Annotated in this window: 20 protein-coding genes; 8 read left to right on the top strand and 12 right to left on the bottom strand. The window is 69.6% G+C overall.

The window, feature by feature from the left end; translation table 11 throughout:
- Positions 1–10 precede the first annotated feature (10 nt).
- The 9 genes from JW364_RS02140 to eccCa form a co-directional block, all read right to left on the bottom strand.
- Positions 11–271, bottom strand: a complete 261-nt coding sequence (locus JW364_RS02140) for a hypothetical protein (RefSeq protein ID WP_058250705.1) — start codon at positions 269–271, stop codon at positions 11–13.
- On the bottom strand, positions 268–1,395 hold the full coding sequence (locus JW364_RS02145; protein ID WP_068970167.1) for a hypothetical protein: 1,128 nt from the start codon (positions 1,393–1,395) through the stop codon (positions 268–270). The genes JW364_RS02140 and JW364_RS02145 overlap by 4 nt, the downstream gene beginning before the upstream one ends.
- Positions 1,392–1,772 (bottom strand): hypothetical protein, encoded by a 381-nt coding sequence (locus tag JW364_RS02150; RefSeq protein WP_068970166.1) that lies wholly within the window; start codon positions 1,770–1,772, stop codon positions 1,392–1,394. The genes JW364_RS02145 and JW364_RS02150 overlap by 4 nt, the downstream gene beginning before the upstream one ends.
- A gap of 165 nt (positions 1,773–1,937) precedes the next feature.
- A complete protein-coding gene (locus JW364_RS02155) occupies positions 1,938–2,642 on the bottom strand; it encodes an HAD family hydrolase (RefSeq protein ID WP_068970165.1) in 705 nt (234 codons plus the stop codon).
- Positions 2,639–3,985, bottom strand: a complete 1,347-nt coding sequence (gene glmM / locus JW364_RS02160) for a phosphoglucosamine mutase (protein ID WP_068970164.1) — start codon at positions 3,983–3,985, stop codon at positions 2,639–2,641. Before glmM ends, JW364_RS02155 begins: the two co-directional genes overlap by 4 nt.
- A gap of 2 nt (positions 3,986–3,987) precedes the next feature.
- Positions 3,988–4,509: a 30S ribosomal protein S9 gene (rpsI, locus tag JW364_RS24395; RefSeq protein WP_065629913.1), complete on the bottom strand. Its 522-nt coding sequence runs from the start codon at positions 4,507–4,509 to the stop codon at positions 3,988–3,990.
- Complete coding sequence (gene rplM / locus JW364_RS02170) at positions 4,506–4,949, bottom strand: 50S ribosomal protein L13 (RefSeq protein ID WP_058250710.1); 444 nt, start codon at positions 4,947–4,949, stop codon at positions 4,506–4,508. The genes rpsI and rplM overlap by 4 nt, the downstream gene beginning before the upstream one ends.
- Before the next feature lie 177 nt (positions 4,950–5,126).
- Complete coding sequence (locus JW364_RS02175; protein ID WP_065629914.1) at positions 5,127–6,473, bottom strand: type VII secretion-associated protein; 1,347 nt, start codon at positions 6,471–6,473, stop codon at positions 5,127–5,129.
- 16 nt (positions 6,474–6,489) lie between these two features.
- The gene (eccCa, locus tag JW364_RS02180) at positions 6,490–10,569 is read right to left on the bottom strand and encodes a type VII secretion protein EccCa (RefSeq protein ID WP_068970163.1); all 4,080 of its coding nucleotides are present in this window, start codon (positions 10,567–10,569) and stop codon (positions 6,490–6,492) included.
- Between the two features lie 97 nt (positions 10,570–10,666).
- Between eccCa and eccD the strand changes: the two genes are divergently transcribed.
- Positions 10,667–12,220 carry a type VII secretion integral membrane protein EccD gene (eccD, locus tag JW364_RS02185; protein ID WP_068970162.1) on the top strand — a complete coding sequence of 518 codons (1,554 nt, stop codon included), beginning with the start codon at positions 10,667–10,669 and terminating at the stop codon, positions 12,218–12,220.
- On the top strand, positions 12,220–13,617 hold the full coding sequence (gene mycP / locus JW364_RS02190) for a type VII secretion-associated serine protease mycosin (protein ID WP_068970161.1): 1,398 nt from the start codon (positions 12,220–12,222) through the stop codon (positions 13,615–13,617). Before eccD ends, mycP begins: the two co-directional genes overlap by 1 nt.
- A 28-nt stretch (positions 13,618–13,645) precedes the next feature.
- Here mycP and JW364_RS02195 read toward each other — a convergent pair whose 3' ends face one another.
- A complete protein-coding gene (locus JW364_RS02195; RefSeq protein ID WP_058250715.1) occupies positions 13,646–14,599 on the bottom strand; it encodes a 4-hydroxy-3-methylbut-2-enyl diphosphate reductase in 954 nt (317 codons plus the stop codon).
- A gap of 52 nt (positions 14,600–14,651) precedes the next feature.
- Between JW364_RS02195 and JW364_RS02200 the strand changes: the two genes are divergently transcribed.
- The 3 genes from JW364_RS02200 to JW364_RS02210 are packed head-to-tail and all read left to right on the top strand — an operon-like array spanning position 14,652 to position 16,878.
- Positions 14,652–15,356 (top strand): lipid droplet-associated protein, encoded by a 705-nt coding sequence (locus JW364_RS02200; protein ID WP_137809246.1) that lies wholly within the window; start codon positions 14,652–14,654, stop codon positions 15,354–15,356.
- Positions 15,353–16,639 (top strand): exodeoxyribonuclease VII large subunit, encoded by a 1,287-nt coding sequence (gene xseA, locus JW364_RS02205; protein ID WP_068970160.1) that lies wholly within the window; start codon positions 15,353–15,355, stop codon positions 16,637–16,639. The genes JW364_RS02200 and xseA overlap by 4 nt, the downstream gene beginning before the upstream one ends.
- On the top strand, positions 16,636–16,878 hold the full coding sequence (locus JW364_RS02210) for an exodeoxyribonuclease VII small subunit (RefSeq protein WP_068970159.1): 243 nt from the start codon (positions 16,636–16,638) through the stop codon (positions 16,876–16,878). Before xseA ends, JW364_RS02210 begins: the two co-directional genes overlap by 4 nt.
- 6 nt (positions 16,879–16,884) lie before the next feature.
- Here the strand turns inward: JW364_RS02210 and JW364_RS02215 are convergent, their stop codons facing one another.
- Both JW364_RS02215 and JW364_RS02220 read right to left on the bottom strand, forming a co-directional pair.
- Positions 16,885–17,217 (bottom strand): hypothetical protein, encoded by a 333-nt coding sequence (locus tag JW364_RS02215; protein WP_068970158.1) that lies wholly within the window; start codon positions 17,215–17,217, stop codon positions 16,885–16,887.
- Between the two features lie 57 nt (positions 17,218–17,274).
- Positions 17,275–17,856, bottom strand: coding sequence for a DUF4245 domain-containing protein (locus JW364_RS02220; protein WP_068970157.1), 582 nt, complete (start codon positions 17,854–17,856; stop codon positions 17,275–17,277).
- 135 nt (positions 17,857–17,991) lie between these two features.
- Here JW364_RS02220 and glpX point away from each other — a divergent pair, with 135 nt between their 5' ends.
- From glpX to JW364_RS02235, 3 genes are all read left to right on the top strand, one after another.
- Complete coding sequence (glpX, locus tag JW364_RS02225; RefSeq protein ID WP_065629922.1) at positions 17,992–18,987, top strand: class II fructose-bisphosphatase; 996 nt, start codon at positions 17,992–17,994, stop codon at positions 18,985–18,987.
- Positions 18,988–19,076: 89 nt separating this feature from the next.
- Entirely contained in the window at positions 19,077–20,774 is a 1,698-nt protein-coding gene (locus JW364_RS02230; RefSeq protein ID WP_068970178.1) for a fumarate hydratase, read from the top strand.
- A gap of 8 nt (positions 20,775–20,782) precedes the next feature.
- Positions 20,783–22,207, top strand: a complete 1,425-nt coding sequence (locus JW364_RS02235) for a class II fumarate hydratase (protein ID WP_137809247.1) — start codon at positions 20,783–20,785, stop codon at positions 22,205–22,207.
- Positions 22,208–22,209: the final 2 nt, after the last annotated feature.

Consider the following 22,209-nt stretch of genomic DNA (forward strand, 5'->3'; position numbering starts at 1 on the left):
AGCAGACAGCCTATGTGTTGCGCGGCGGCAGATGGGGACTGGCGTCGGCCACGTCGGCCGGCAACATGATGCCCGGGGTGGCGTCCGCGGCGTCGGCGGCGTTCTCGAGCTCGTCCCGGAGCTGCTGCGTCTCCGACCGCACCGCGTTGCGGCGATGCTCGTCCATGGCGAGTTCGAGGTCCCGCTGTCGAGCGGAGAACACGTGTGACGCCTCCGCGACGCCGGCGGTCGCGGTGCGGGCGAGGGCCTCGATCTGGTCGGCGAGGTTCACTGGTCACCCGCCAACGCCAGATCACCCGACGATCGGTCCGGCGATGCCTCCGGTTCCGGCCCCGACCGATTCTGTTCCGACCGATTCGGTTCCGCGGCTTCGGTTTCGGCGACCGCCCCGGTTGCCGCCTCGACGGTGGCCGATGCCGTCGGCCCCGACGCGACGGGCGCGTCGTGTCCCTCGGCGCCGCCCAGCCGGAACGGGACGTCGACGCCGTCGTCGCGGGATGCGCGCGCCGACTCGTCGGGCTCCGACGACCGTACGGACGCCGGGGGCTCGGACGCGGCGACACCTGACATCGACACCGGGGGCTCTGATCGTGCCGCGGCGGTCGCCGCCCCGGTTTCCGCCGGTCGGGCATCGGTGGTCGATTCGGCCATCCAGGTCTGGGGTCCCGGTGCGGGCGCGGCGACGGTCTGCGCCGGTGCCGCCGCGGACGGTGATCCCGGCGACACGACCGGGACGGCGCCCGGGGGCCCGGCGTCGACCGGATAAGCCTCGTCGTCGATGCCGTCGACGGACCGGTTCAGGAGGTCGAGGATTCCGACGATCCCGCGGGTCGTCGTCTCGAGCGAGGTGCTGAACAGGGCCAGCCGGGACGAGATGTCCTCGACCGCCACCCCGATCGGCACGCGACCGGTGAGCACCGCCTGCGGCAGTTCCGCCGGCAGCACCCCGGCCGCGGTCGGTGCCGACAACCGGGCGACGGCCAGATAGAAGGTGCGCAGCAGGCGGTCGATGCCCGACGCCGCGGCCGAGGTGGCGTCGGTGAGCGTGCGCAGGATGTGCAGATCCGATTCGGCGCGACGCTGATGGTCGATGACCGTCGTGAGGGCGACGGCCGCGGACTCGCTGTTCCAGCCGTCGTCGAGGCGGACCTGCTGTTCGGGGAGATGGTGGAGTTGTTCGGACACGGCCCGGTGCGCCGACACCAGGGCGCGGCTGTCCGCGGACAAGGCCGCGATGTCGAATCCGTCGACCACGCGGAGTCCGTTGCGGAGGGTGACATCGTCGGGGGCGGCGACCCCCATCAGACGCCCGGCCGCCACGAGTTCGATCAACGTCTCGACGCCACCCCGGGCGTCGGACCTCAGCACCGACAGCGAGTCCGCGCCGCGCCTCACCGGACGTCCACCTCCGAAGGCGGCAGCGCTCGCGAGATCTCGCCCGCCACGCGCCGATCCCCGTCCGCCATGGTCAGCGCACTGTTACGGAGAGTGTCAGCGAGCGCCGCAGCGGCCGTGGCCTGCACCCGTAACCGGCGCGACAGCGTCGCGCTCATCTCGGCGTACGCCGCGGCCGACGGCCCGAAGGCGACCGGGTTCCCGTCTGCTGCGATCGACTCCCGAGCCCAGGTCCCGAAGTCGTGTGCGGCCAGATCGTCGGCGACCGCCGACAGCACCAGCGAGGACCTGCGGTAGTACGCCGACACCGCGGACACCGCGGCGGTGTCCATCGAGATCGGGCGCGACCCGACACCGTCCGCACCGTTGCCGTTCATGTCACCCCTCCCCGACGTGCGCCCACCAGTTCACCGCGATCCCGTCCGCGCGGCCTGCATTCTTGGACGCACGGCAGCGGCCGTCGGTTCCCGGGACTTCTCCGGACACGCAGGGAATTGTCGCGTACGGAGGCACGAGGCGCCAGAGCGGCATCAGACGAGCGCTCAGTCGGGCAGTTCGATGCCGTTCGAGGTCACGGCGTCGAGCAGAGCGGTGGGCCGGTCGGCGGCCGGGACGTCGTGGACCAGCGCGAACGCGCAGCCGAGGGCGCGCGCCCCGCCGTCGGCGGTCTCGCTGTCCCCGACCATCAGCACCTCATCGGCCGGCACGCCGAGCGGGTCGAGCGCGGCGCGGAAGATCCGGGGGTCGGGTTTGATCGCCCCGACCTCGTACGACAGCGCGAACGCGGCGACGAGGTCCTCGACGCCGTGCAGGGCCAGGACCTTGCGCAGGTCGAAGGCGATGTTGCTGACGATGCCGACCGGAACCCCTGCCGCACCGAGCTTCTGCAGCACCGCGACGGTGTCGGCGAACGGAACCCACGAGGACGGGTCGAGCACCCGGTTGTAGAGAGCGTTCGCGTGGTCGGCATTGCTCATCCCGACCGTGCGCAGCAACGCCAGGTAACCGGTCCGATGCAGCGCCGGGTCGAGATCACGACGTTCCCAGGCATCCTGGTCGGCACCGACGACGCCGTCGGGCAGACCGACGGGTGCGACCATGCGCCGGATGATGTCCGCCTGACGGTCGCGGTCGAACTCGGCACCGGAGTCGTCGCGCAGGTCGGCGAACCACTCGTCGCGCGCCTCGAAGCGGAACAGGGTGCCGGAGAAGTCGAACAGGACCGCGCGCGGTGCCCCACCGGTCATGCCCCGGCCCCCTGGACGACGTCGGCCAGACGGCCGGCCACCGCCAGCGCCTGATCGGCGGTCGCGGCTTCGACCATCACGCGGACGAGTTGCTCGGTTCCCGACGGACGCAGCAGGACGCGACCGGTCTCCCCCAGTTCGGCTTCGGCGGCCACGACCGCTTCTTTCACCGATTGCGATTGGGCCACTGCGTGTTTGTCGCCGACGCGCACGTTGATGAGCTCCTGCGGCAGCACCGTCACGATGCCGGCCAGGTCGGCGAGCCGCGTCGACGTGGCGGCCATCCGCGCCATCAGCATCAGCCCGGTCAGGATGCCGTCACCCGTCGTGCCCGAACCCGGGACGACGATGTGACCGGACTGTTCCCCGCCGATCGAATAACCACCCCGCCGTAGTTCCTCGAGGACGTACCGGTCCCCGACCCCGGTGGTGTGCACGGTGATCCCGGCCTCGCGCATGGCGATGTGCAGTCCGAGATTGCTCATGACGGTCGCGACGAGCACATCGTCGTGGAGCTTGCCCTGGTCTTTCAGGGACGTCGCCAGCACGGCCATGATGGCATCGCCGTCGACGATCTGACCCGTGGAATCGACTGCGAGACAGCGGTCTGCGTCACCGTCGTGAGCGAGTCCGAGGTCGGCTCCGTGCTCGAGCACGGCCGCCTGCAACTTGTCCATGTGCGTGGACCCGCAGTCGGCGTTGATGTTGAGGCCGTCCGGCTCGGCGTGGATCGCGATGACCGTCGCCCCGGCGTCGGCGTAGACCTGCGGAGCGAGCTCCGACGCCGCGCCGTGCGCGCAGTCGACGACCACGGTCAATCCGTCGAGGCGGGTGTCGACGGCCTGTGCGAGGTGGCGCCGGTAGCGGTCGCCGGCGTCCGGCGCAGCGACGATCCGGCCCACCGCAGCCCCGATCGGGCGGATGAACTCGCCGTCCATGGTCGCTTCGATGCGGTCCTCGACAGCGTCGTCGAGCTTGTGCCCGCCGCCGGAGAAGAACTTGATCCCGTTGTCGGGCATGGGGTTGTGCGACGCGGAGATCATCACGCCGAAGTCGGCGTGGTAGTCCGCGGTCAGGAAGGCGACCGCCGGGGTCGGCACGGTGCCGACGCAGATGGCGTCGACTCCGGTGGCGGCGAGCCCCGCACACACCGCGGCTTCCAGCATCTCGCCGGATGCGCGCGGATCACGTCCGACGACCGCGCGCGGACGCCGGTGCGAATCGGTCGCCGAACTCTCTGCGAAAACGACCGCGGCGGCCGAGGCCAGGCGCAACGCGAGCTCGGGGGTGAGCTCGTCGTTGGCCAGGCCTCGGACGCCGTCGGTTCCGAAAAGGCGTGCCAAGATCAGCGCTTGGAGTACTGCGACGCCTTGCGGGCCTTCTTGAGGCCGTACTTCTTGCGCTCGACCGCACGCGGGTCACGGGTGAGGAAGCCGGCCTTCTTCAGGGCGGGACGATCCTCCGGGGTGACCTCGATGAGCGCACGCGCGATGGCGAGACGCAGCGCGCCGGCCTGGCCCGAGGGGCCGCCGCCGACGAGCTTGGCGTAGATGTCGAACGACTCGGTGCGCTCGACGGTGACCAGCGGGGCCTTGATCAGCTGCTGGTGCACCTTGTTGGGGAAGTAGTCCTCCAGCGAACGGCCGTTGAGGGTGAACTCACCGGAACCCGGCGCCAGGCGAACGCGGACGACGGCCTCCTTGCGGCGGCCGACGGTCTGGATCGGACGGTCGATGACGACCGGCTCGCGGACCTCTTCGACGACAGCGGCGTCGTAGTCGTCAGCGGCGACCTCGACGGCCTCCACGACCTCGACGGCAGCCTCGTCGACGGCCTCGACGGCGTCGTTGATGTTCTCGTTGCTCACTGGGCCACCTGCTTGATCTCGAAGGGGACGGGGCGCTGGGCCGCGTGCGGATGGTTCGGGCCGGCGTAGACCTTCAGCTTCGAGGCCATGGCGCGGCCGAGCTTGGTCGACGGCAGCATGCCCTTGACGGCCTTCTCGATGACCCGCTCGGGGTAGGTTGCGAGCAGCTCGGTGGTGGTGCGGGACTTCAGGCCACCGGGGTGCCCCGAGTGGGTGTAGTTCAGCTTGCGATCAGCCTTGTTGCTGGTCAGCGCGACCTTTTCCGCGTTGATGATGACGACGAAGTCGCCGCCGTCCATGTGCGGGGCGTAGGTCGGCTTGTGCTTGCCGCGAAGCAGGTTCGCGACCTGCACGGCCAGCCGGCCGAGCACCACGTTCTCGGCGTCGATGACATGCCACGTACGCGTGATGTCACCGGCCTTCGGGGTGTAGGTAGGCACAGTTGTCCTCAACTCTTGTCGAATGGATGCTGGTCGGGTGCACGGCAGAGGTTGTTCCCGGCGACCAGTGGGGACCCGGGCCTCCGCTGACCTGGACACACAGCTGTGCGCCGGGCGCCGAGCACCAGCGATCCAGGCTACGCGACCGCGCTGGTCAGGGTCAAAACGGACTCGGCCTCACGACGACGGCGACACCCGGACCGACCGCACCGCCGCCGCGCACTCGTCGTCGGCGGATTCGGCCGCGGTACCCGCCTGACAGCCGATCGAGACCTGCAGACCATCGTCGACCACGACGTACCAGCGGATCGCGCCGCCCGAGGCCGGTGACTCGCGGTAGCCGATCACGTCCCGCCCGCCGAACCGGGTGGCGGCGGAGAACTCGGTGACGACGTCGTCGCCGCGCTGCTCGATCCGGTTGCGCAGGCTCCCCGCGACCGATTCCCGGGTGGAGCCGGCGCGCACCTCGGTGAGGACGGCGATGATGCGCCGGCCGTCGTCGGGATCGACGAACACCGCGCGAGTGGTCGAGGGGTCGTCGGCCGAACCGCTCGGGGTCCGCTGTTCGGACTGCCGCCAGTCGCCGGGCACCGCCAGCGTCGCACGCCCGAGGCCGACCTCCGTCGACGCCGCGTCCGGTGCGGTGCCGCGCTGCCAGAGTCCCACCCCGATCGCACCGCTCACGACCAGGATCGCCATCACCGCCGCGGCGAGCAGCGTCCCCGACCGGCGCCGGGTGGCGCCGACCGGGAGCGAGGGTCCGGGATCGGCGCCCGGGGCCATCGTGTCCTCGTCCGCACCGCCGGTGCGGTGGCCGAGCCGGACCACGAGCTCGCGGTCGACGGCGACCACGCGTCCCGCGACCGCGTGCCCGGCGATGACGCCGATCGCCGCGGACACCTCGTCCGGGCGGTCCCCGTCGACGAACACCGCCTCGACCGAGTCGTCGATGACGTCGAGGCCGTCCGCGTTCGGCGAGGAGCGCGGCGCACGGTCGGCGCCGGGACGGATGAGCCCGGAGCGCTCGATCACCCAGCCGTCCGGACCGCGTCCGACGATCTGCACGTCCCACCACGCCGGTCGCGGGTGGCCGGGATCGGCGGGCGGCCGCGGGAGATGTGTGGTCTCGACGACGGCGCACCGCCGCACGGTGAGGTCGGCGTGACTGCGCGCGACGAGCACCGCCCGCGGTAGGAGTGCCACCGGCGCGCGGCCGTCGCCGAGGTCGGCGAGCGTCGATGCCCGACGGGGTCCCCAGGTGCTCGGGTGCCCGACGACGAGGGGTCGGCCCGCGGGCAAGTCGAGGCCGGCGAAGACCCGCCGCCACACCTGCCGCAGGTGTTCGCGCCGACCGTCGACCACGACACTCATCTGGTCCACCGACTCGAGCAGCGGCCGCACATCGCGATCCACCCGGCGCAGCCCGTGCTCCGGGTCATGGGCCAGCGGCGTCCCGAACGCGAGATCGACCACCATCGGACGGATCCCGTCGCCGATCGGTTGCACCTCGCCCGGCTGTGTCATCCGGCCCGACCCACCCCTAGTCGCCGATCGGGAGATGGGCGACCTGGATCATCTCCTGCGGCCGGACGCGCGACACCAGTTCGCCGCGGCCGGGCACCAGCGTCTGCATCCTCGACCGGCCGGTGATGAATCCCTCGTCCCGGTCACCGCTCATCAGCAGGATGTCCGACGACAGGTCCTTGAGGCGCGCGATCAGCGGATCGAACATCGCCCGACCGAGGCCGCCGGAACGTCGGGCGAGCACGATGTGCAGCCCGATGTCGCGCGCATGGGAGGCCAGTTCGACGATCGGCAGCATCGGATTGCCGGTCGAGGTGACGACCATGTCGTAGTCGTCGACCACCACGTACACCTCGGGCTGGCCCTCGAGCCAGGTGCGGTCCCGCAGTTGCTGGACGGTCACGTCCTCGGGTGGCATCCGGTTCTTCAGATACGCCGCCAGCTCCGTCATCATCGACGCCGCGCGGTCGGGCGAACTCGCGTAGCCGGCGAGATGATCGCCGTCGATGATCCCCAGCATCGTGCGGCGGTAGTCGACGAAGACGATGCGCACCTGCTCGGGTGTGGCACCCGCGACCAGCCCGGTGACGATCGTCCGCAGCAGGTTGGTCTTGCCGTGCTCGACGTCGGCGAACGCCATGAAATGCGGTTGGGCGGTGAAATCGAGGACCACCGGGGCGAGTTCGAGCTCGCCGACACCGATCGCCACCTGATTGGGTGCCAGCGTCAGCCCGGCGGCGGCAACCGCGCGCTGCACCGATGCGTAGTCGATCGCGGTGCTCAGCTTGCGCACGGCCATCGCCGAGCGGCCCGGATAGGCGGCGGTGAGCTTCTCGACCGACTGGGCGACGCCCGCGGGCAACGACTCGGCACTGCTGACGGAATCGAGCCGGGGCAGCGCGATCAGCATGTGCAGCTCCTGCCCGGTCAGGCCGCGACCGGGTCGGTTCTGCGGGACCAGGGCGGCGGCGCGACGACCCATGTCGGAATCCATCGGGTCGCCCAGCCGCAGCTCGATCCGGGTACCCATGAGATCGCGGACCGCCGGGCGCACCTCGGCCCACCGGGATGCGGTGACCATGACGTGGACGCCGTAGCTCAACCCCTGGGCCACGATCGCGGTGATCTGTTCCTCGAGCGATTCCAGTTCGGTCCGCAGCACGTTCATGCCGTCGAGGACGAGGAACACGTCGCCGAACCGGTCCTGCGCCAGCGGGTCCGACGCCGGCGAGGTGACGCCGGACCGGAACCACGCTTCCCGGCGGGACCGGTAGTCGCGCATCGACTCGATGCCCAGCCGCGTGAACAGCAGTTCGCGCGACCGGACCACGGCCGCCACCTCGGCGACCGTACGGCGGACCGCGTCCATGTCGCCGCGCGAGGCGACCGAGCCGACATGCGGGAGGCCGGCGAGACCGGCCAGACTGCCGCCGCCGAAGTCCAGACAGTAGAACTGCACCTGTTCGGGCGTGTGGGACGCGGCGGCCGACATGATGATCGTGCGCAGCGTCGTCGACTTGCCCGACTGCGGACCGCCGACCACCGCCACGTTGCCCGCGGCCCCCGCGAGGTCGATGACGAGCGGGTCGCGTCGCTGGTCGTAGGGCCGATCGACGACGCCGATCGGAACCGTGAGATGCCCCGGCACCGCCGGGTGGGACCAGTCCCGCTCGCCGAGAAGATGTTCCACGGTGGGCGAGTCGTCCAGCGGCGGCAGCCACACGCGGTGAGCCGGCGGGCCCGCGTGCTCCATGCGTTCGACGATGGTCTCCATGAGCGTGGGCACCTGCGCCGAGACCGGCTCGAACTCGGTGGGCGCCTCGGGTGCCGGCGGTTCCTCGTCGAGCAGGCTCTCGGCCTGGTCGAGCAGCGAACGCGACGCGCCCTCGTCCAGCGGCACCGGAAGTGCGGTGAACACCTTGAGGTTTCCGCGACGCGATGACGCCGTGGTCGTCGGATCGGCCGACTCCGTGACCGTCGGCGAGTAGTAGGCCCCCGACACGTAGGAGGTGTTGAACCTGATCGGGTCCGCCGAATCGCACTTGAGGTATGCCGAACCCGGGACGCTCGGCAGGTGATAGGCGTCGGGAACACCGAGAACCGAGCGGGACTCGTTGGCGGAGAACGTTTTCAGGCCGATCCGATAGGACAGGTGCGAGTCCAGGCCACGCAGCTTGCCCTCTTCCAGCCGCTGCGAGGCGAGCAGCAGATGGATGTGCAGCGAGCGACCCAGACGACCGATGGCGACGAACAGTTCGGCGAAATCGGGCTTCTGCGAGAGCAGTTCGGAGAACTCGTCGACGACGATGAAAAGCGCCGGCAGCGGATCGAGGCGCACCCCCGAGGCGCGGGCGCGCTCGTAGTCGGCGACGTTGGCGTAGTTGCCCGCCGCCCGCAACACCTCCTGGCGCCGGTTCATCTCGCCCGAGAGCGCGTCCTTCATCCGGTCGACCATCGAGAGTTCCTGCTCGAGGTTCGTGATGATCGCGGCGACGTGCGGCGCGGATTCCAGGCCCAGGAACGTCGCGCCGCCCTTGAAGTCGACGAGCACGAGATTCAGCTCCGACGGCGAATGAGTCGCCAGCATCGCCAGGACCAGCGTGCGCAGGAACTCCGACTTCCCCGATCCGGTGGCGCCGATGCACAGCCCGTGCGGACCCATGCCGCCGTGCGCGCTCTCCTTGATGTCGATCTCCACGGGCGCGCCGGTCGGCGTGTAACCGATCGGCACGCGCAGGCGCTCCCGGCCGGTACGACCGCGCCAGGCCGTCGCCGGATCGAAGCGTGCGGCGTCGTCGATGCCCAGCAGCGCGGGCAGGCCGGGGTCGGCCGAGGTCGCCTCGGACTCGAGGTGGGCCAGCGTCGCCGCGGTGGCCAGCCGGTAGCGCGCCATGCGCCGGGCGATCGCCTCCGCCTCGGGAATCGTCAACGAGTCCATGTCGGCGAACTCCTCGACGCCGGCGGCACTGCGCGCGGAGACCTTGCCCCCGCGCACGACGAGTTGCAGCCCGCGCCGCACCGCGAGACCGTCCGGCGGCGCGGTCAGGTCGAGGATCGTGACGCCTTCCATGCCGGCGTCGTTGATGATCCGCTCGTCGCCGACGACGTAACCGTCGTCGATGATCACCACGAGGTGTGCGCGGTTGGCGTTCGGCGGCGCCGACCGGCTGAACCGGCCGCGCTCGAGGAGGTCCGCGGCCATCGAGTTCTCGAGGTCCGCCAGCGTCGGATAGATCATCCGCATCGCCCCGACGCCGTCGCGCAGCGTCGGATGTCCCACGTGCGGAAGCCATTTCGCCCAGTCCCAGGCCTCCCCCGCCGGATCACCGGTCACGATGCCGATGTGCAGATGATCGGGACCGTGGAACGCACACAGCTCCACGACCATCGACCGGATGAGTTCGCGGGTCTCCTGCCGCGCACCCTCGATGTTGATGGCCGGGAAGCCGCGCAGCGAGATCGAGGTGGGCAGGCGGTACACCGCGGAGTGCGTGCGCACGAACCGGCGCAGGGCCACCATCGACACCGGCTCGATGTCCTCGAGGGGCCCGGTCTCCGGCGGCATGAGCCGCGTGGCGAGTCGCTGGACACCCACCCCGACGCGCACATGGGCGAAGTCGGCGTCGCTGGGGCGGCGTTCCCACATGCGCCTGCTGCCGATCACGTCGAGCAGCGCACGCGGGTCCGGGTGGCTCCAGGTGCGTGCCGCGCGCTGGTTGTCGACGGTCTCGAAGACCTGGCCGCGCAGCTGGCCGAGATAGCGGAAGTAGTCCTTGCGTTCCTCGTTGAGTTCTCCGGCGCGTTTGCCCCCGCCACGGCCGCCGGCGGCGAACATGCCGAACATCGACATCAGCATCATCAGCGGGAACATCATGAACAGCGGGTTGGTCAGGATGTTGCGCCCACCGGTGACGACCATCAGTGCCACCATGCCGACGACGGCGACGACCATCACCACCGGCAGCAGTTTCATCAGGAGGCCGCCGGGCACCACCCGCGGCACATCCGGCGGCGCCTGGATGTTGACCTCGCCTCCGGGCGTGCGTGGGGGCGTGATGCGCGGGCGACGCACAAAGCCCTCCGTCGTCGTGACCACACGTCCCCCCTGACATGTCGCGCTGTGTATCCCCGGGCGGTCGAACCCGCCGCGGTTGGCTATGTTAGCTGCTGAATCTAGGGGGAGGATTGACCTGATGTCGTCTGTGGACGGATTCGCACCGGGGTACCCGGCCACCGCTGCCGACGCGGACACCGGGGACCGCCGGCGGGGTGAGGGGGCCGTCGAGCCTCAACTCGTACGGGTGTCCGTGCTGGGCGGCAACACCCAACTCGACGTCGGACTGCCGGCCGGCATCCCCATCGCCGGACTCATCGGTGACCTTGTCGCCCAGATCGAATCGCGCAATCCCACGAGGTCGGACCCCGACGACCCGGATGCCGACGCCCGCAATCCCGGCCGACCGCACGACCGGCAGAACAAGTGGACGCTCGCGCTCGTCGGACAGGACCCGCTGCCCCTGCACCGGTCGCTGTCGGAGTCGGGAATCCGTGACGGCGATCTGCTGCTGTTGACCTCCACGCGAACCGGGGAGTCCCCGGTGCTGTTCGACGACGTGGTCGACGCTGTCGCCCGATTGAACGAATCGCAGTTCGTCGACTGGACCGCGGCGTCCGCCCGCAAGGTCGGTTACGCCCTGGCACTCGTCGCCGCGGTCGCGGCGGCGGCGTCCCTGGCCGCCGTCCGCTCCGGCACCGGCGCCCTGTGGTTCGCCGGGTTGTCCGGGCTGGCGGTCGTCGGATTCGTCACCGCCTCGACGATCGTGTCCCGCTACTACCGCGACGAGCAGAGTTCGACGGTGCTGTCCCTGTGTGCCGCGCCGATGGCCTTCGTGACCGGGATGATCGTGACGCCCGGGTCATACGGCGCCGCACACCTCACCCTGGGCTTCGCGTTCACCCTCGCCGCCGCCGTGGTCAGCTACCGCATGACCGCGGCCGGGGCGACCGCACACAGCGCCGTGACCAGCGCGGCGCTGCTCGGCGCCACCGGTTGTGGGGCGCGACTCCTCATCGATGCGCCGGTGGCCGATGTCGCCGCCGTCATCGCCGCGGTCGGTCTGCTGTGCATCGGTCTGGCTCCCCGCACGACGATCCTGCTCGCGAAACTGCCGCTGCCCCCGGTGCCGACCGCGGGTGCCGCCATCGACGTCAAGGACATCGAACCGCGACCGGCCATCGAGGGCATCGGGGCGATCGGCGCGACCGCCCTTCCCAAAGCCGATGCGCTGGAACGGCGTTCCTACCTCGCCAACGCGTACCTGACCGGCATCGTCGGCGGGCTCACCGTCGTCACCGCCATCGCGGCCGTGCTCACCGCCGCCCCTCTCGCCGGGTTCGAATGGCGCAACGCCGTCTACGCCGCGATCATCGGCGTCGTGCTGTGTCTGCGGGGCCGCTCTCACAGCGACCTGTTCCAGGCGGGAATCCTCGTCATCGGCGGATCGCTCGTGGTGATCACCCTGATCACCGGTCTCGCGTTCGGCGACGATCAGTGGCCGGTGATCGGTTTCGCCCTCGGCATCCTCGTGGTGATCGGCGCCCTCGTCTTCGGGGTCGTCGCGCCGAACCAGGACTTCTCACCCGTGATGCGTCGGTGGGCCGAGATCGGCGAGTACATCCTCGTCGCCCTCATCGTGCCCCTGCTGTTGTGGCTGCTCGACCTGTACCGAATGGTCCGCGAGATCTGATGCGCGACAACCGTGTCCGTGGTGCCGGAGTATTCGCGACGACCCTCGTCGCGGCACTCGTCGGGGCCTCGGCGACGCCCGCTGCTGCGGTCACCCCACCTCGGATCGATCCCGGCGCCCTCGTCCGGTCGGCCCCGGTCGCCCCGCTGGAACCGACCGAGCAACGCCACCTGTGCAACATCCCGGAACTGACCCGCACCGTGACGAAACCGACTGCGGCACAGGCGATGATGAATCTCCCGGAGGCGTGGCGGTTCAGTCGCGGACAGGGTCAGCGAGTGGCCGTGATCGACACCGGGGTGACGCCCCATCCTCGTCTCGGTCGCGTCGTCGCCGGTGGCGATTACGTCTCGGGCGGCAACGGACTCGACGACTGCGACGCCCACGGCACCCTGGTCGCCGGGATCATCGCCGCCCGGCCCAGCACCGCCGACGCGTTCGTCGGCGTCGCGCCCGCGGCATCGATCATCTCGATCCGCCAGTCCAGCAGCGCTTTCCAGAAGAAGAACTACCGCGCCCGGGACGACGCCGCGCCGGTGGTCGGCTCGGGTTACGGGTCCGTCCGGACGCTGGCGCACGCCATCGTGCGCGCGGTCGATCTACGCGCCACCGTCATCAACATCTCCGAGGTGGCGTGCGCGTCGGCGTCGGATTCGGTCGACGACCGGGCGCTGGGTGCGGCCATCCGGCACGCCTACGACCGGAACGTCGTGGTCGTCGTGGCAGCCGGCAACCTGACGCGCGACGGCGCCTGCCAGAACCAGAATCCGGCTCCCGCCGCCGACGACCCCGACGGATGGCGGTCGGTGGCGACCGTCGCCAGTCCCGCCTGGTACTCGCCGTACGTGCTGACGGTCGGCTCGGTGGACGCCGATACCGGCTCGCCGAGCGATTTCAGCCTGCATGGCCCGTGGGTGGGCGTCGCGGCGCCGGGCACGGACATCGTGAGCCTGGACAGCCGGCGTGGTTCGAGCCGGCTGGCGTCGGCCCAGCAGAGCGACGGCGGGCCGGTGCCCTTGATCGGCACGAGTTTCGCCGCGCCGTACGTCGCGGGCACTGCCGCGCTGATCCGGGCCCGCTTCCCGGATCTGACCGCGCGCGAGGTGATGGACCGCATCATCGCCACCGCCCATTCCCCGGGCCCCGGGCGCGATCAGCGGATCGGACACGGTGTCGTCGATCCGGTCGCCGCCCTGACCGCCGAGCTGCCGGCCGATCAGCAGCCGGACCGGGCCTCGGCGCCCATCGCCGCACCTCCCGTGGCGCAGCCACCGGACAATTCCGCGCGCAACGTCGCGATCATCGGCAGCGCCGTCGCGGCGATCGTCATCGCCGCCGTCCTCGCGATCGCACTACCCCATCGACGGGTGCGCAAGCTCGACCCGGACGAGTTCTGACCTGTCGACGCCGGGCCGTGGCCCGAGGTCAGCTGGACGAACGTGCGGGGCGCAGCTCGCGCGGGAGCGCGAAGGTCAGCGTCTCGTTGGCCGTGTTGACCGTCTCGACCGTGCCGTAGCCGCGTTCGGCCAGGTAGTCGAGAACCCCGCGGACCAGCACCTCGGGCACCGACGCGCCGGAGGTGACCCCGACCGTCGTCACACCGTCGAGCCACGAGTCGTCGATCTCACGGGCGTAATCGACCAGGTGGCCGGCCTTCGCGCCGGCCTGCAGGGCCACCTCGACGAGGCGCACCGAGTTCGATGAGTTCTGCGATCCGACGACGATCACCAGGTCGCATTCGGGAGCCATCGCCTTGACCGCGACCTGCCGGTTCTGGGTGGCGTAGCAGATGTCGTCACTGGGCGGGTCGTTGAGCAGCGGAAACTTCTCGCGGAGTCGACGGACCGTCTCCATGGTCTCGTCGACCGACAGGGTGGTCTGCGACAACCAGACCAGCTTCGACTCGTCACGGACCTCGACCGCGTCCACGCTGTCGGGACCGTCGACGAGCTGGATGTGCTGTGGGGCCTCGCCGGCGGTGCCCTCGACCTCCTCGTGGCCCTCATGGCCGATCAGGAGGATGTCGTAGTCGTCGCGCGCGAATCGCTTCGCCTCTTGATGGACCTTCGTGACCAGCGGACACGTGGCGTCGATGGTGCGCAGGTTGCGCTCGGCGGCGGTCTGGTGCACCAGCGGGGACACCCCGTGCGCGGAGAACACGACCAACGCGCCCTCGGGCACCTCGTCGGTCTCGCCGACGAAGATCGCCCCGCGCTCGGCCAGGGTCTCCACGACGTGCCGGTTGTGCACGATCTCCTTGCGCACGTAGACGGGAGCGCCGTGCTTGTCGAGGGCACGCTCGACCGTCTCCACCGCACGGTCGACACCAGCGCAGTAGCCGCGGGGTTCGGCGAGCAGGACACGCTTCGTCTCAGACATGCTTCCCAGGGTACGGGTTACGCGGCGTTGCCCGTGATGGCAGAGTGTTGGCATGGATCGCGCACCGTACCCCGCCCGGATAGCCGCAGGTCTGATCGTCACCGCCCTCGAGGAGACACGGAAACTCCCGGCGCTGCTCATCACGTTGCCGATGACCGCCATCAGCCAGACCCTCCAGGCCGGTATGCGGGCGCAACAGAACATCGCCGAACTGGCCATCAAGGGCGACGCCGCCCTGGAGATGCTCTTCGACCGGCCCGACGAACAGCCCGAGTGGGCACGTTTCGACGAGGACGACGCAGCGGGTCCCGACCCGGTCACGCCCGCCGCGCCCGCGGAGACCACCGATACGTCTGTGCAGGACGAGAAGCCGAAGGCCGCCGCGACGACCCCGTCGCCCACGACCATCGACGAGGAGATCGAGGAGGCGGCCGCCGACGCCGATCTCGCCGCACCGCCGCGCGCCGATGCCGGGCGGTTCGCGCTGTACAGCTCGACCCCCGACGAGGTCGTCGCGGCCGAGGTGCCGGGCACCGAGGCGGTGAGTTCCGCCGACGGCTCCGGGCCCGAGATCGTCGAGCTCATCGACTACGACACCCTCACCCTCGCGCAACTCCGGGCCCGTCTGCGGTCGGTCGCCGTCGAGGACCTGATCGCACTTGTCGACTATGAGAAATCCCGCCGCGACCGCGCGCCGTTCGTGACAATGCTCGAGAACCGGATCGCCGCGCAGAACAAGCGCTCCACCGAAGCGTGACCGGGGCCGACACGAGCGACACACCGCGACGTTCCTCGTCACCGAACTCGGCCGAGCATCCCTGGCCGGTCCGGACGGTGAACACCAAGATCGCCGACTGGATCCATCGGCTCGGACAGATCTGGGTCGAAGGACAGGTCACCCAGATCAGCCGGCGGCCGGGGACCCGCACCGCGTTCCTCACCCTGCGCGACCCCGCTGCCGACATCTCGATCTCGGTGACATGCAGCCCCGACCTGCTGGCACGCACCGAGGTCCCGCTGACGGACGGCAGCTCCGTGGTGGTCCTGGGCCGGCCGAGTTACTACACCGGGCGCGGCACGGTGTCGCTGCGGGTCAGCGAGATCCGGGCCGTGGGCATCGGCGAGCTGTTGCTGCGCATCGAACGGCTGCGACAGCTCATGGCCGCCGAGGGCCTCTTCGATTCACGGCTCAAACGGCCGCTGCCGTTCCTGCCGCGCGCCGTCGGCCTGATCAGTGGCCGCGCGAGCGCAGCGCAGCACGACGTCGTGAGTGTCGCGACCGCTCGATGGTCGAACGTGCGCTTCGACATCCGCGAGGCCCCCGTGCAGGGGCCGACGGCGGTCGCCCGCATCCTGACCCACCTGGCCGACCTCGATGCCCACCCCGATGTCGAGGTCATCATCATCGCGCGCGGCGGCGGCAGCGTAGAAGACCTGCTCCCGTTCTCCGACGAGGCGTTGCTGCGCGCGGTGTCGCGGTGCCGGACCCCGGTCGTCAGCGCGATCGGGCACGAACCGGACAATCCACTGCTCGATCTCGTCGCGGATCTGCGCGCCGCCACTCCGACCGATGCGGCGAAACGGGTCGTTCCCGACGTCGAGGCCGAACTCGCGGGCATCGCGGATCTGCGTCGACGCAGCGCGCAGGCCCTGCGCAACTGGGTGCGCCGCGAGTCCGGCGTCGTCGCCGCGCTGCGGGCGCGGCCGGTGCTCGCCCGTCCCGGGGTGCTCGTGGACTCCGAAGCCGGGCAAGTGGCCGAGCTGGTCCGCGCCTTGCGCCGAGATGTGTTGCGCCACATCGACTCCGAGGAACGACGTACCGACCATCTCGGCGCGCGCCTGTCGACACTCGGTCCCGCGCAGACCCTGGCGCGCGGCTACGCGGTGGTACAGCGCACCGACACCGACCCGCCTCATGTGGTCGGCACGCTCGCGGACCTGCCGGCGGGTGCACCCCTGCGCATCCGGGTCGCCGACGGCGCCGCAACCGCCCGGGTCGACGAACCCACGACCATGCCGGAACACGGAGGAAATGCGTGAGCACCGACGAATCATCCACTCCGATCGAGGAACTCGGCTACGAGGAAGCACGCGACGAACTCGCCGAGATCGTCACCACCCTAGAGCACGGCGGACTCGACCTCGACGCCTCGCTGGCGCTCTGGGAGCGTGGCGAGGCCCTCGCGACCCGCTGCGAGGAGCACCTGCGCGGTGCCCGCGAGCGCATCGAGGCGGTCATCAGCACCGGCTCCGACCCCGACGACCCCGAGGACGACTGAGACCGATCAGTCGAACCGGGTGAGCGCCTCGCGGTCGAGAACACTGATGCGCGTGTGCACGGCGGTCGGTCGCGCACCGACCCGCGCGAGGACCGGCCGACGATCCTCCCCACCCCTCGACAAGGAGGAAAGCGGCCGCCCCACAGCGGAATCCGGAGGCAGCCCGACGATGTACGGAAGACCGGGTGCGGGCACCACGGTCCCGGATCGCGGGTCGGTCAGCGCATCGATGGCGCCCGCCCGTTGCACCGGAACGGTCACCACGAGCAGCACGAGGGCCGCGACGAGCACGAGCCTGGCCCACACGAGATGCAAGCCGAACCCCGATCCCCCATCCATGAGCGCCTCCTGCCGACGACGCTAGGAACTCCGGGCCGGGTCCTCACGAGTAGTGCGCTACCCCAATTGCAGCGGCTGCTGGGCGACGACCGACGACGCGATCGTCTCGATGTCGGCGTCGCTGCCGCGCGACAGGACCGCGATGCGTACCTTGCCCAGGTCCGTGATCCAGAACCGCTTGCCCTCCGACGTCTCGTAGGTCACCCACTGCCGCCCGCCCGCCTGGCGCGTACCGGTACCGGAGATGTCGGCGAAATCACCCCCGCTACCGCCGCCGAGGTAGGGGACGAACACGTCCTCGGGCGCATCGGACTGACTGAGCTGGACGTAGGCGCCGTCGCTGCTGAGCCATCCCACCGTGCTGACCCGGTGCCCCTCGATCGCGTCCGAGGAACCGGAGTTGGGCCGCCAGCCCTCCGGCGTCGGCGGGCGACGGATCGGGAACGGGAGCTGGGCGGCGTCGGCGTTCAATGCGCTGACCACGTCGAACGGCGGTAGCTTGCTGTCGGCCACGTCCTTGGAGGCCCCGATCGAGCAATTCCCCGACGCGATCGCCACCAGCGCACACAGCGCGAGCAACGGGACCAACGACCAGAACATGTCCTTGCCGTTGTTCAGAATGCGGGGTTTGTCTGCCATGGCGCCGAGTATCCCACCAGCAGGGTCACTGACCGAATGCCCGGTGTGACATGCAAGGATGGTGGTCGAGACCACCGCCACCATCACTCGGCGCCGCTGGAGTCGACCCGCGCCGAACAGAGGAGTCGATTGCCCATGACCGTCAGCACCCATCAGGCCCCGGACCGCAACCTCGCGATGGAGTTGGTCCGCGTGACCGAGTCGGCTGCACTCGCGGCCGGTCGTTGGGTCGGTCGTGGCGACAAGAACGGCGGCGACGGCGCGGCGGTCGACGCGATGCGCGAACTGTTGTCGTCGGTCTCGATGCGCGGTGTCGTGGTCATCGGAGAGGGCGAGAAGGACGAGGCGCCGATGCTCTACAACGGCGAAGAGGTGGGCAACGGCGAAGGCCCCGACTGTGACGTCGCCGTGGATCCCATCGACGGCACCACGCTGATGGCGGAGGGCCGCCCCAACTCGATCTCGGTGATCGCGGTCAGCGAGCGCGGCACGATGTACGACCCGTCGGCGGTCTTCTACATGGACAAGATCGCTGTCGGACCCGAGGCCAAGGGCGCCATCAACATCAACGAGTCCGTCGAGTGGAACATCAACTCGGTCGCGAAGGCGAAGGGCATCGACGTCGCCGATCTGACCGTGATCGTCCTCGACCGTCCTCGTCATGCCGATCTCATCGGTGAGATCCGGCAGGCCGGCGCCAAGATCCGCCTCATCTCCGATGGTGACGTCGCCGGTGCGGTCGCCGCCGCCGACGACTACTCCACCGTCGACATGCTGATGGGCGTCGGTGGCACTCCCGAGGGCATCATCACCGCCGTCGCGATGAAGTGCATGGGCGGCGAGATCCAGGGCAAGCTGTGGCCGCGCAACGACGAAGAGCGTCAGAAGGCCATCGATGCCGGCCACGACCTGGACCGGGTGCTGACCAACGACATCCTGGTCAGCGGCGAGAACGCCTTCTTCTGCGCCACCGGGGTCACCAACGGCGACATGCTGCGCGGCGTCACCTACCGGCCCAATGGCGCGACGACCCGGTCGCTGGTGATGCGCTCGAAGTCCGGCACCGTCCGCCGCATCGAGGCCGTCCACAAGCCGGCCAAGCTCCGCGGCTACTCCCGAATCGATCTCTGAGACACGACATCGGCCCCACACCAACACCGGTGACTTCACGAGTCAACCTCTGGCGTGGTGCCGATGTCGTGGGCGATACGATGCGGTCCGTGAGTAAACCAGCCTCAGCCCCCGAGTTTCTCTACTCCGATCTGCTCCCGACCGGCGCCGACGAGACCCCGTACCGGTTGATCACGACCGAGGGTGTGTCCACGTTCTCCGTCGACGGTCGGACCTTCCTGAAGGTCGACCCGGAGGCCATCCGGAGGCTCACCGCGGAGGCCATGCACGACATCAGCCACTATCTCCGCCCGGCTCATCTCGCGCAGTTGCGCAAGATCATCGACGACCCGGAGGCCTCGGGCAACGACCGGTTCGTCGCCCTTGACCTGCTGAAGAACGTCAACATCTCCGCCGGCGGCGTGCTGCCGATGTGCCAGGACACCGGCACCGCCATCGTGATGGGCAAGAAGAGCGAAGGGGTCCTGACCGGCACCGACGACGCCGAGGCCATCTCCCGCGGTGTCTACGACGCCTACACGCAGCTCAACCTGCGGTACTCGCAGCTCGCCCCGCTGACGACGTACGAGGAGAAGAACACCGGCTCGAACCTGCCCGCCCAGATCGAGATCTACGCCACCGAGCAGGGGCCCAAGGGTCCGGAGTACAAGTTCCTGTTCATGGCCAAGGGCGGTGGCAGCGCCAACAAGTCGTTCCTGTTCCAGGAGACGAAGGCGATCCTGAACCCGACGAGCATCCTGGAGTTCCTCGACGAGAAGATCCGCTCGCTGGGCACCGCGGCCTGCCCGCCGTACCACCTGGCCGTCGTGATCGGCGGCACCTCAGCCGAATTCGCGCTCAAGACCGCCAAGTACGCGTCGGCGCACTACCTCGACAACCTGCCCACGCAGGGTTCGATGTCGGCGCACGGTTTCCGCGATCTCGAGCTCGAGGAGGAGGTCTTCCGGCTGACCCAGTCGTTCGGCATCGGGGCGCAGTTCGGCGGCAAGTACTTCTGTCACGATGTGCGCGTGGTCCGGCTGCCCCGCCACGGTGCGTCGTGCCCGGTGGCGATCGCGGTCTCCTGCTCGGCCGACCGTCAGGCCCTCGGCAAGATCACCGCCGACGGCGTGTTCCTCGAGCAGCTCGAGACCGATCCGGCCCGCTACATGCCCGCAGCCGGTGTGGCCGAGGACATCTCGGGTGGCGAGGTGGTCGAGGTCGACCTCAACCGCCCGATGCCGGAGATCCTCGCGCAACTCTCGCAGTATCCGGTCAAGACGCGCCTGTCGCTGACCGGACCGCTGGTCGTCGCGCGCGACATCGCCCACGCCAAGATCAAGGAACGCCTCGATGCCGGCGAGCCGATGCCCGACTACCTGCGCGACCACCCGGTCTACTACGCCGGGCCGGCGAAGACCCCCGAAGGCATGGCCTCCGGATCGTTCGGTCCGACGACGGCAGGCCGGATGGACAGCTATGTCGAGCAGTTCCAGGCCGCCGGGGGCTCGATGGTCATGCTGGCCAAGGGGAATCGATCCAAGCAGGTCACCGAGGCGTGCGGCGCGCACGGCGGTTTCTACCTCGGCTCCATCGGCGGGCCCGCGGCACGTCTCGCGCTCGACTGCATCAAGAGCCAGGAGATCATCGAGTACCCCGAACTCGGCATGGAGGCCGTGTGGAAGATCGAGGTCGAGAATTTTCCCGCCTTCATCGTCGTTGACGACAAGGGCAACGACTTTTTCACCGACCCGAGTGGGGCCGTCAACGTCCCGCTGAGCGGCATAAGGATTCGATCAAAGGAGTAGGCACGCCGATGACCGAGGAAACACAGACCGACGCGCAGGGCGAGCAATACCGCATCGAGCACGACACCATGGGCGAGGTCCGGGTACCCGTCGACGCCCTGTGGCGGGCACAGACGCAGCGTGCCGTGGAGAACTTCCCGATCAGCGGACGCCCCCTCGAACGGACCCAGATCCGGGCGATGGGACTGCTGAAGGCGGCCTGCGCCACCGTCAACGCCGACCTCGGTCTGCTCGACAAGGAGAAGGCCGACGCGATCGTCGCCGCGGCCACCGAGATCGCGGACGGACGCCACGACGACCAGTTCCCGATCGACGTGTTCCAGACCGGTTCGGGCACCAGCTCGAACATGAACACCAACGAGGTCATCGCGTCGATCGCCAAGTCCAACGGCGTCGAGGTGCATCCGAACGATCACGTCAACATGTCCCAGTCGTCCAACGACACCTTCCCGACGGCGACGCACGTCGCCGCCACCGAGGCCGCCGTCACCGACCTGATCCCGGCGCTCGAACATCTGCAGAAGACGTTGGCCGACAAGGCAACCGAATGGCGTGAGGTCGTCAAGAGCGGGCGCACGCATTTGATGGACGCGGTACCGGTCACGCTCGGACAGGAATTCGGCGGTTACGCGCGTCAGGTCGAGGCCGGCATCGAGCGCATCACCGCCGCCCTCCCGCGCGTCGGCGAACTGCCCATCGGCGGTACCGCGGTCGGCACCGGCCTCAATGCGCCAGATGGCTTCGGCACCAAGGTGGTCGCCGAACTCGTGTCGCTCACCGGCGTCGAGTCACTCACCCTCGCGAAGGACAACTTCGAGGCGCAGGCGGCCCGTGACGGGCTCGTCGAACTCTCCGGCCAGTTGAAGACCGTCGCGGTGTCGCTGACCAAGGTCGCCAACGACGTCCGTTGGATGGGCTCGGGTCCGCTCACCGGGCTCGGCGAGATCCTGCTCCCCGACCTGCAGCCGGGCAGTTCCATCATGCCGGGCAAGGTCAATCCCGTTCTGCCCGAAGCTGTCACGCAGGTGGCGGCGCAGGTCATCGGCAACGACGCCGCAGTCACCTGGGGCGGCGGCAACGGCGCCTTCGAACTCAACGTCTACATCCCGATGATGGCGCGCAACGTCCTCGAGTCCCTGAAGCTGCTCGCGAACGTCTCGCGGTTGTTCGCCGACCGCTGTATTACCGGTTTGCAGGCCAACACCGAGCGGTTGCGCACGCTCGCGGAGAGTTCGCCGTCGATCGTCACCCCCCTCAACAGCGCCATCGGCTACGAGGAGGCAGCGGCCGTCGCCAAGCAGGCACTGAAGGAGGGCAAGACCATCCGCGAGACCGTCCTCGAACGTGGCCTGGTCGGCGAGAAGCTGACCGAGGACGAACTGGACGCCCGGCTCGACGTGCTGAAGATGGCCAATCTCGACCGGGAGCGCTGAGA

The sequence above is a fragment of the Gordonia sp. BP-119 genome, from assembly GCF_016924115.1.
GTDB lineage: Bacteria > Actinomycetota > Actinomycetes > Mycobacteriales > Mycobacteriaceae > Gordonia > Gordonia hongkongensis.

Bases quoted from the DNA above. Each gene is read 5' to 3' on its own strand.
- JW364_RS02150 (WP_068970166.1), bottom strand. From the start codon at position 1,772: ATGAACGGCAACGGTGCGGACGGTGTCGGGTCGCGCCCGATCTCGATG.
- JW364_RS02155 (WP_068970165.1), bottom strand. From the start codon at position 2,642: ATGACCGGTGGGGCACCGCGCGCGGTCCTGTTCGACTTCTCCGGCACC.
- JW364_RS02175 (WP_065629914.1), bottom strand. From the start codon at position 6,473: ATGACACAGCCGGGCGAGGTGCAACCGATCGGCGACGGGATCCGTCCG.
- eccD (WP_068970162.1), top strand. From the start codon at position 10,667: ATGTCGTCTGTGGACGGATTCGCACCGGGGTACCCGGCCACCGCTGCC.
- mycP (WP_068970161.1), top strand. From the start codon at position 12,220: ATGCGCGACAACCGTGTCCGTGGTGCCGGAGTATTCGCGACGACCCTC.
- JW364_RS02195 (WP_058250715.1), bottom strand. From the start codon at position 14,599: ATGTCTGAGACGAAGCGTGTCCTGCTCGCCGAACCCCGCGGCTACTGC.
- JW364_RS02200 (WP_137809246.1), top strand. From the start codon at position 14,652: ATGGATCGCGCACCGTACCCCGCCCGGATAGCCGCAGGTCTGATCGTC.
- JW364_RS02215 (WP_068970158.1), bottom strand. From the start codon at position 17,217: ATGGATGGGGGATCGGGGTTCGGCTTGCATCTCGTGTGGGCCAGGCTC.
- JW364_RS02220 (WP_068970157.1), bottom strand. From the start codon at position 17,856: ATGGCAGACAAACCCCGCATTCTGAACAACGGCAAGGACATGTTCTGG.
- glpX (WP_065629922.1), top strand. From the start codon at position 17,992: ATGACCGTCAGCACCCATCAGGCCCCGGACCGCAACCTCGCGATGGAG.
- JW364_RS02235 (WP_137809247.1), top strand. From the start codon at position 20,783: ATGACCGAGGAAACACAGACCGACGCGCAGGGCGAGCAATACCGCATC.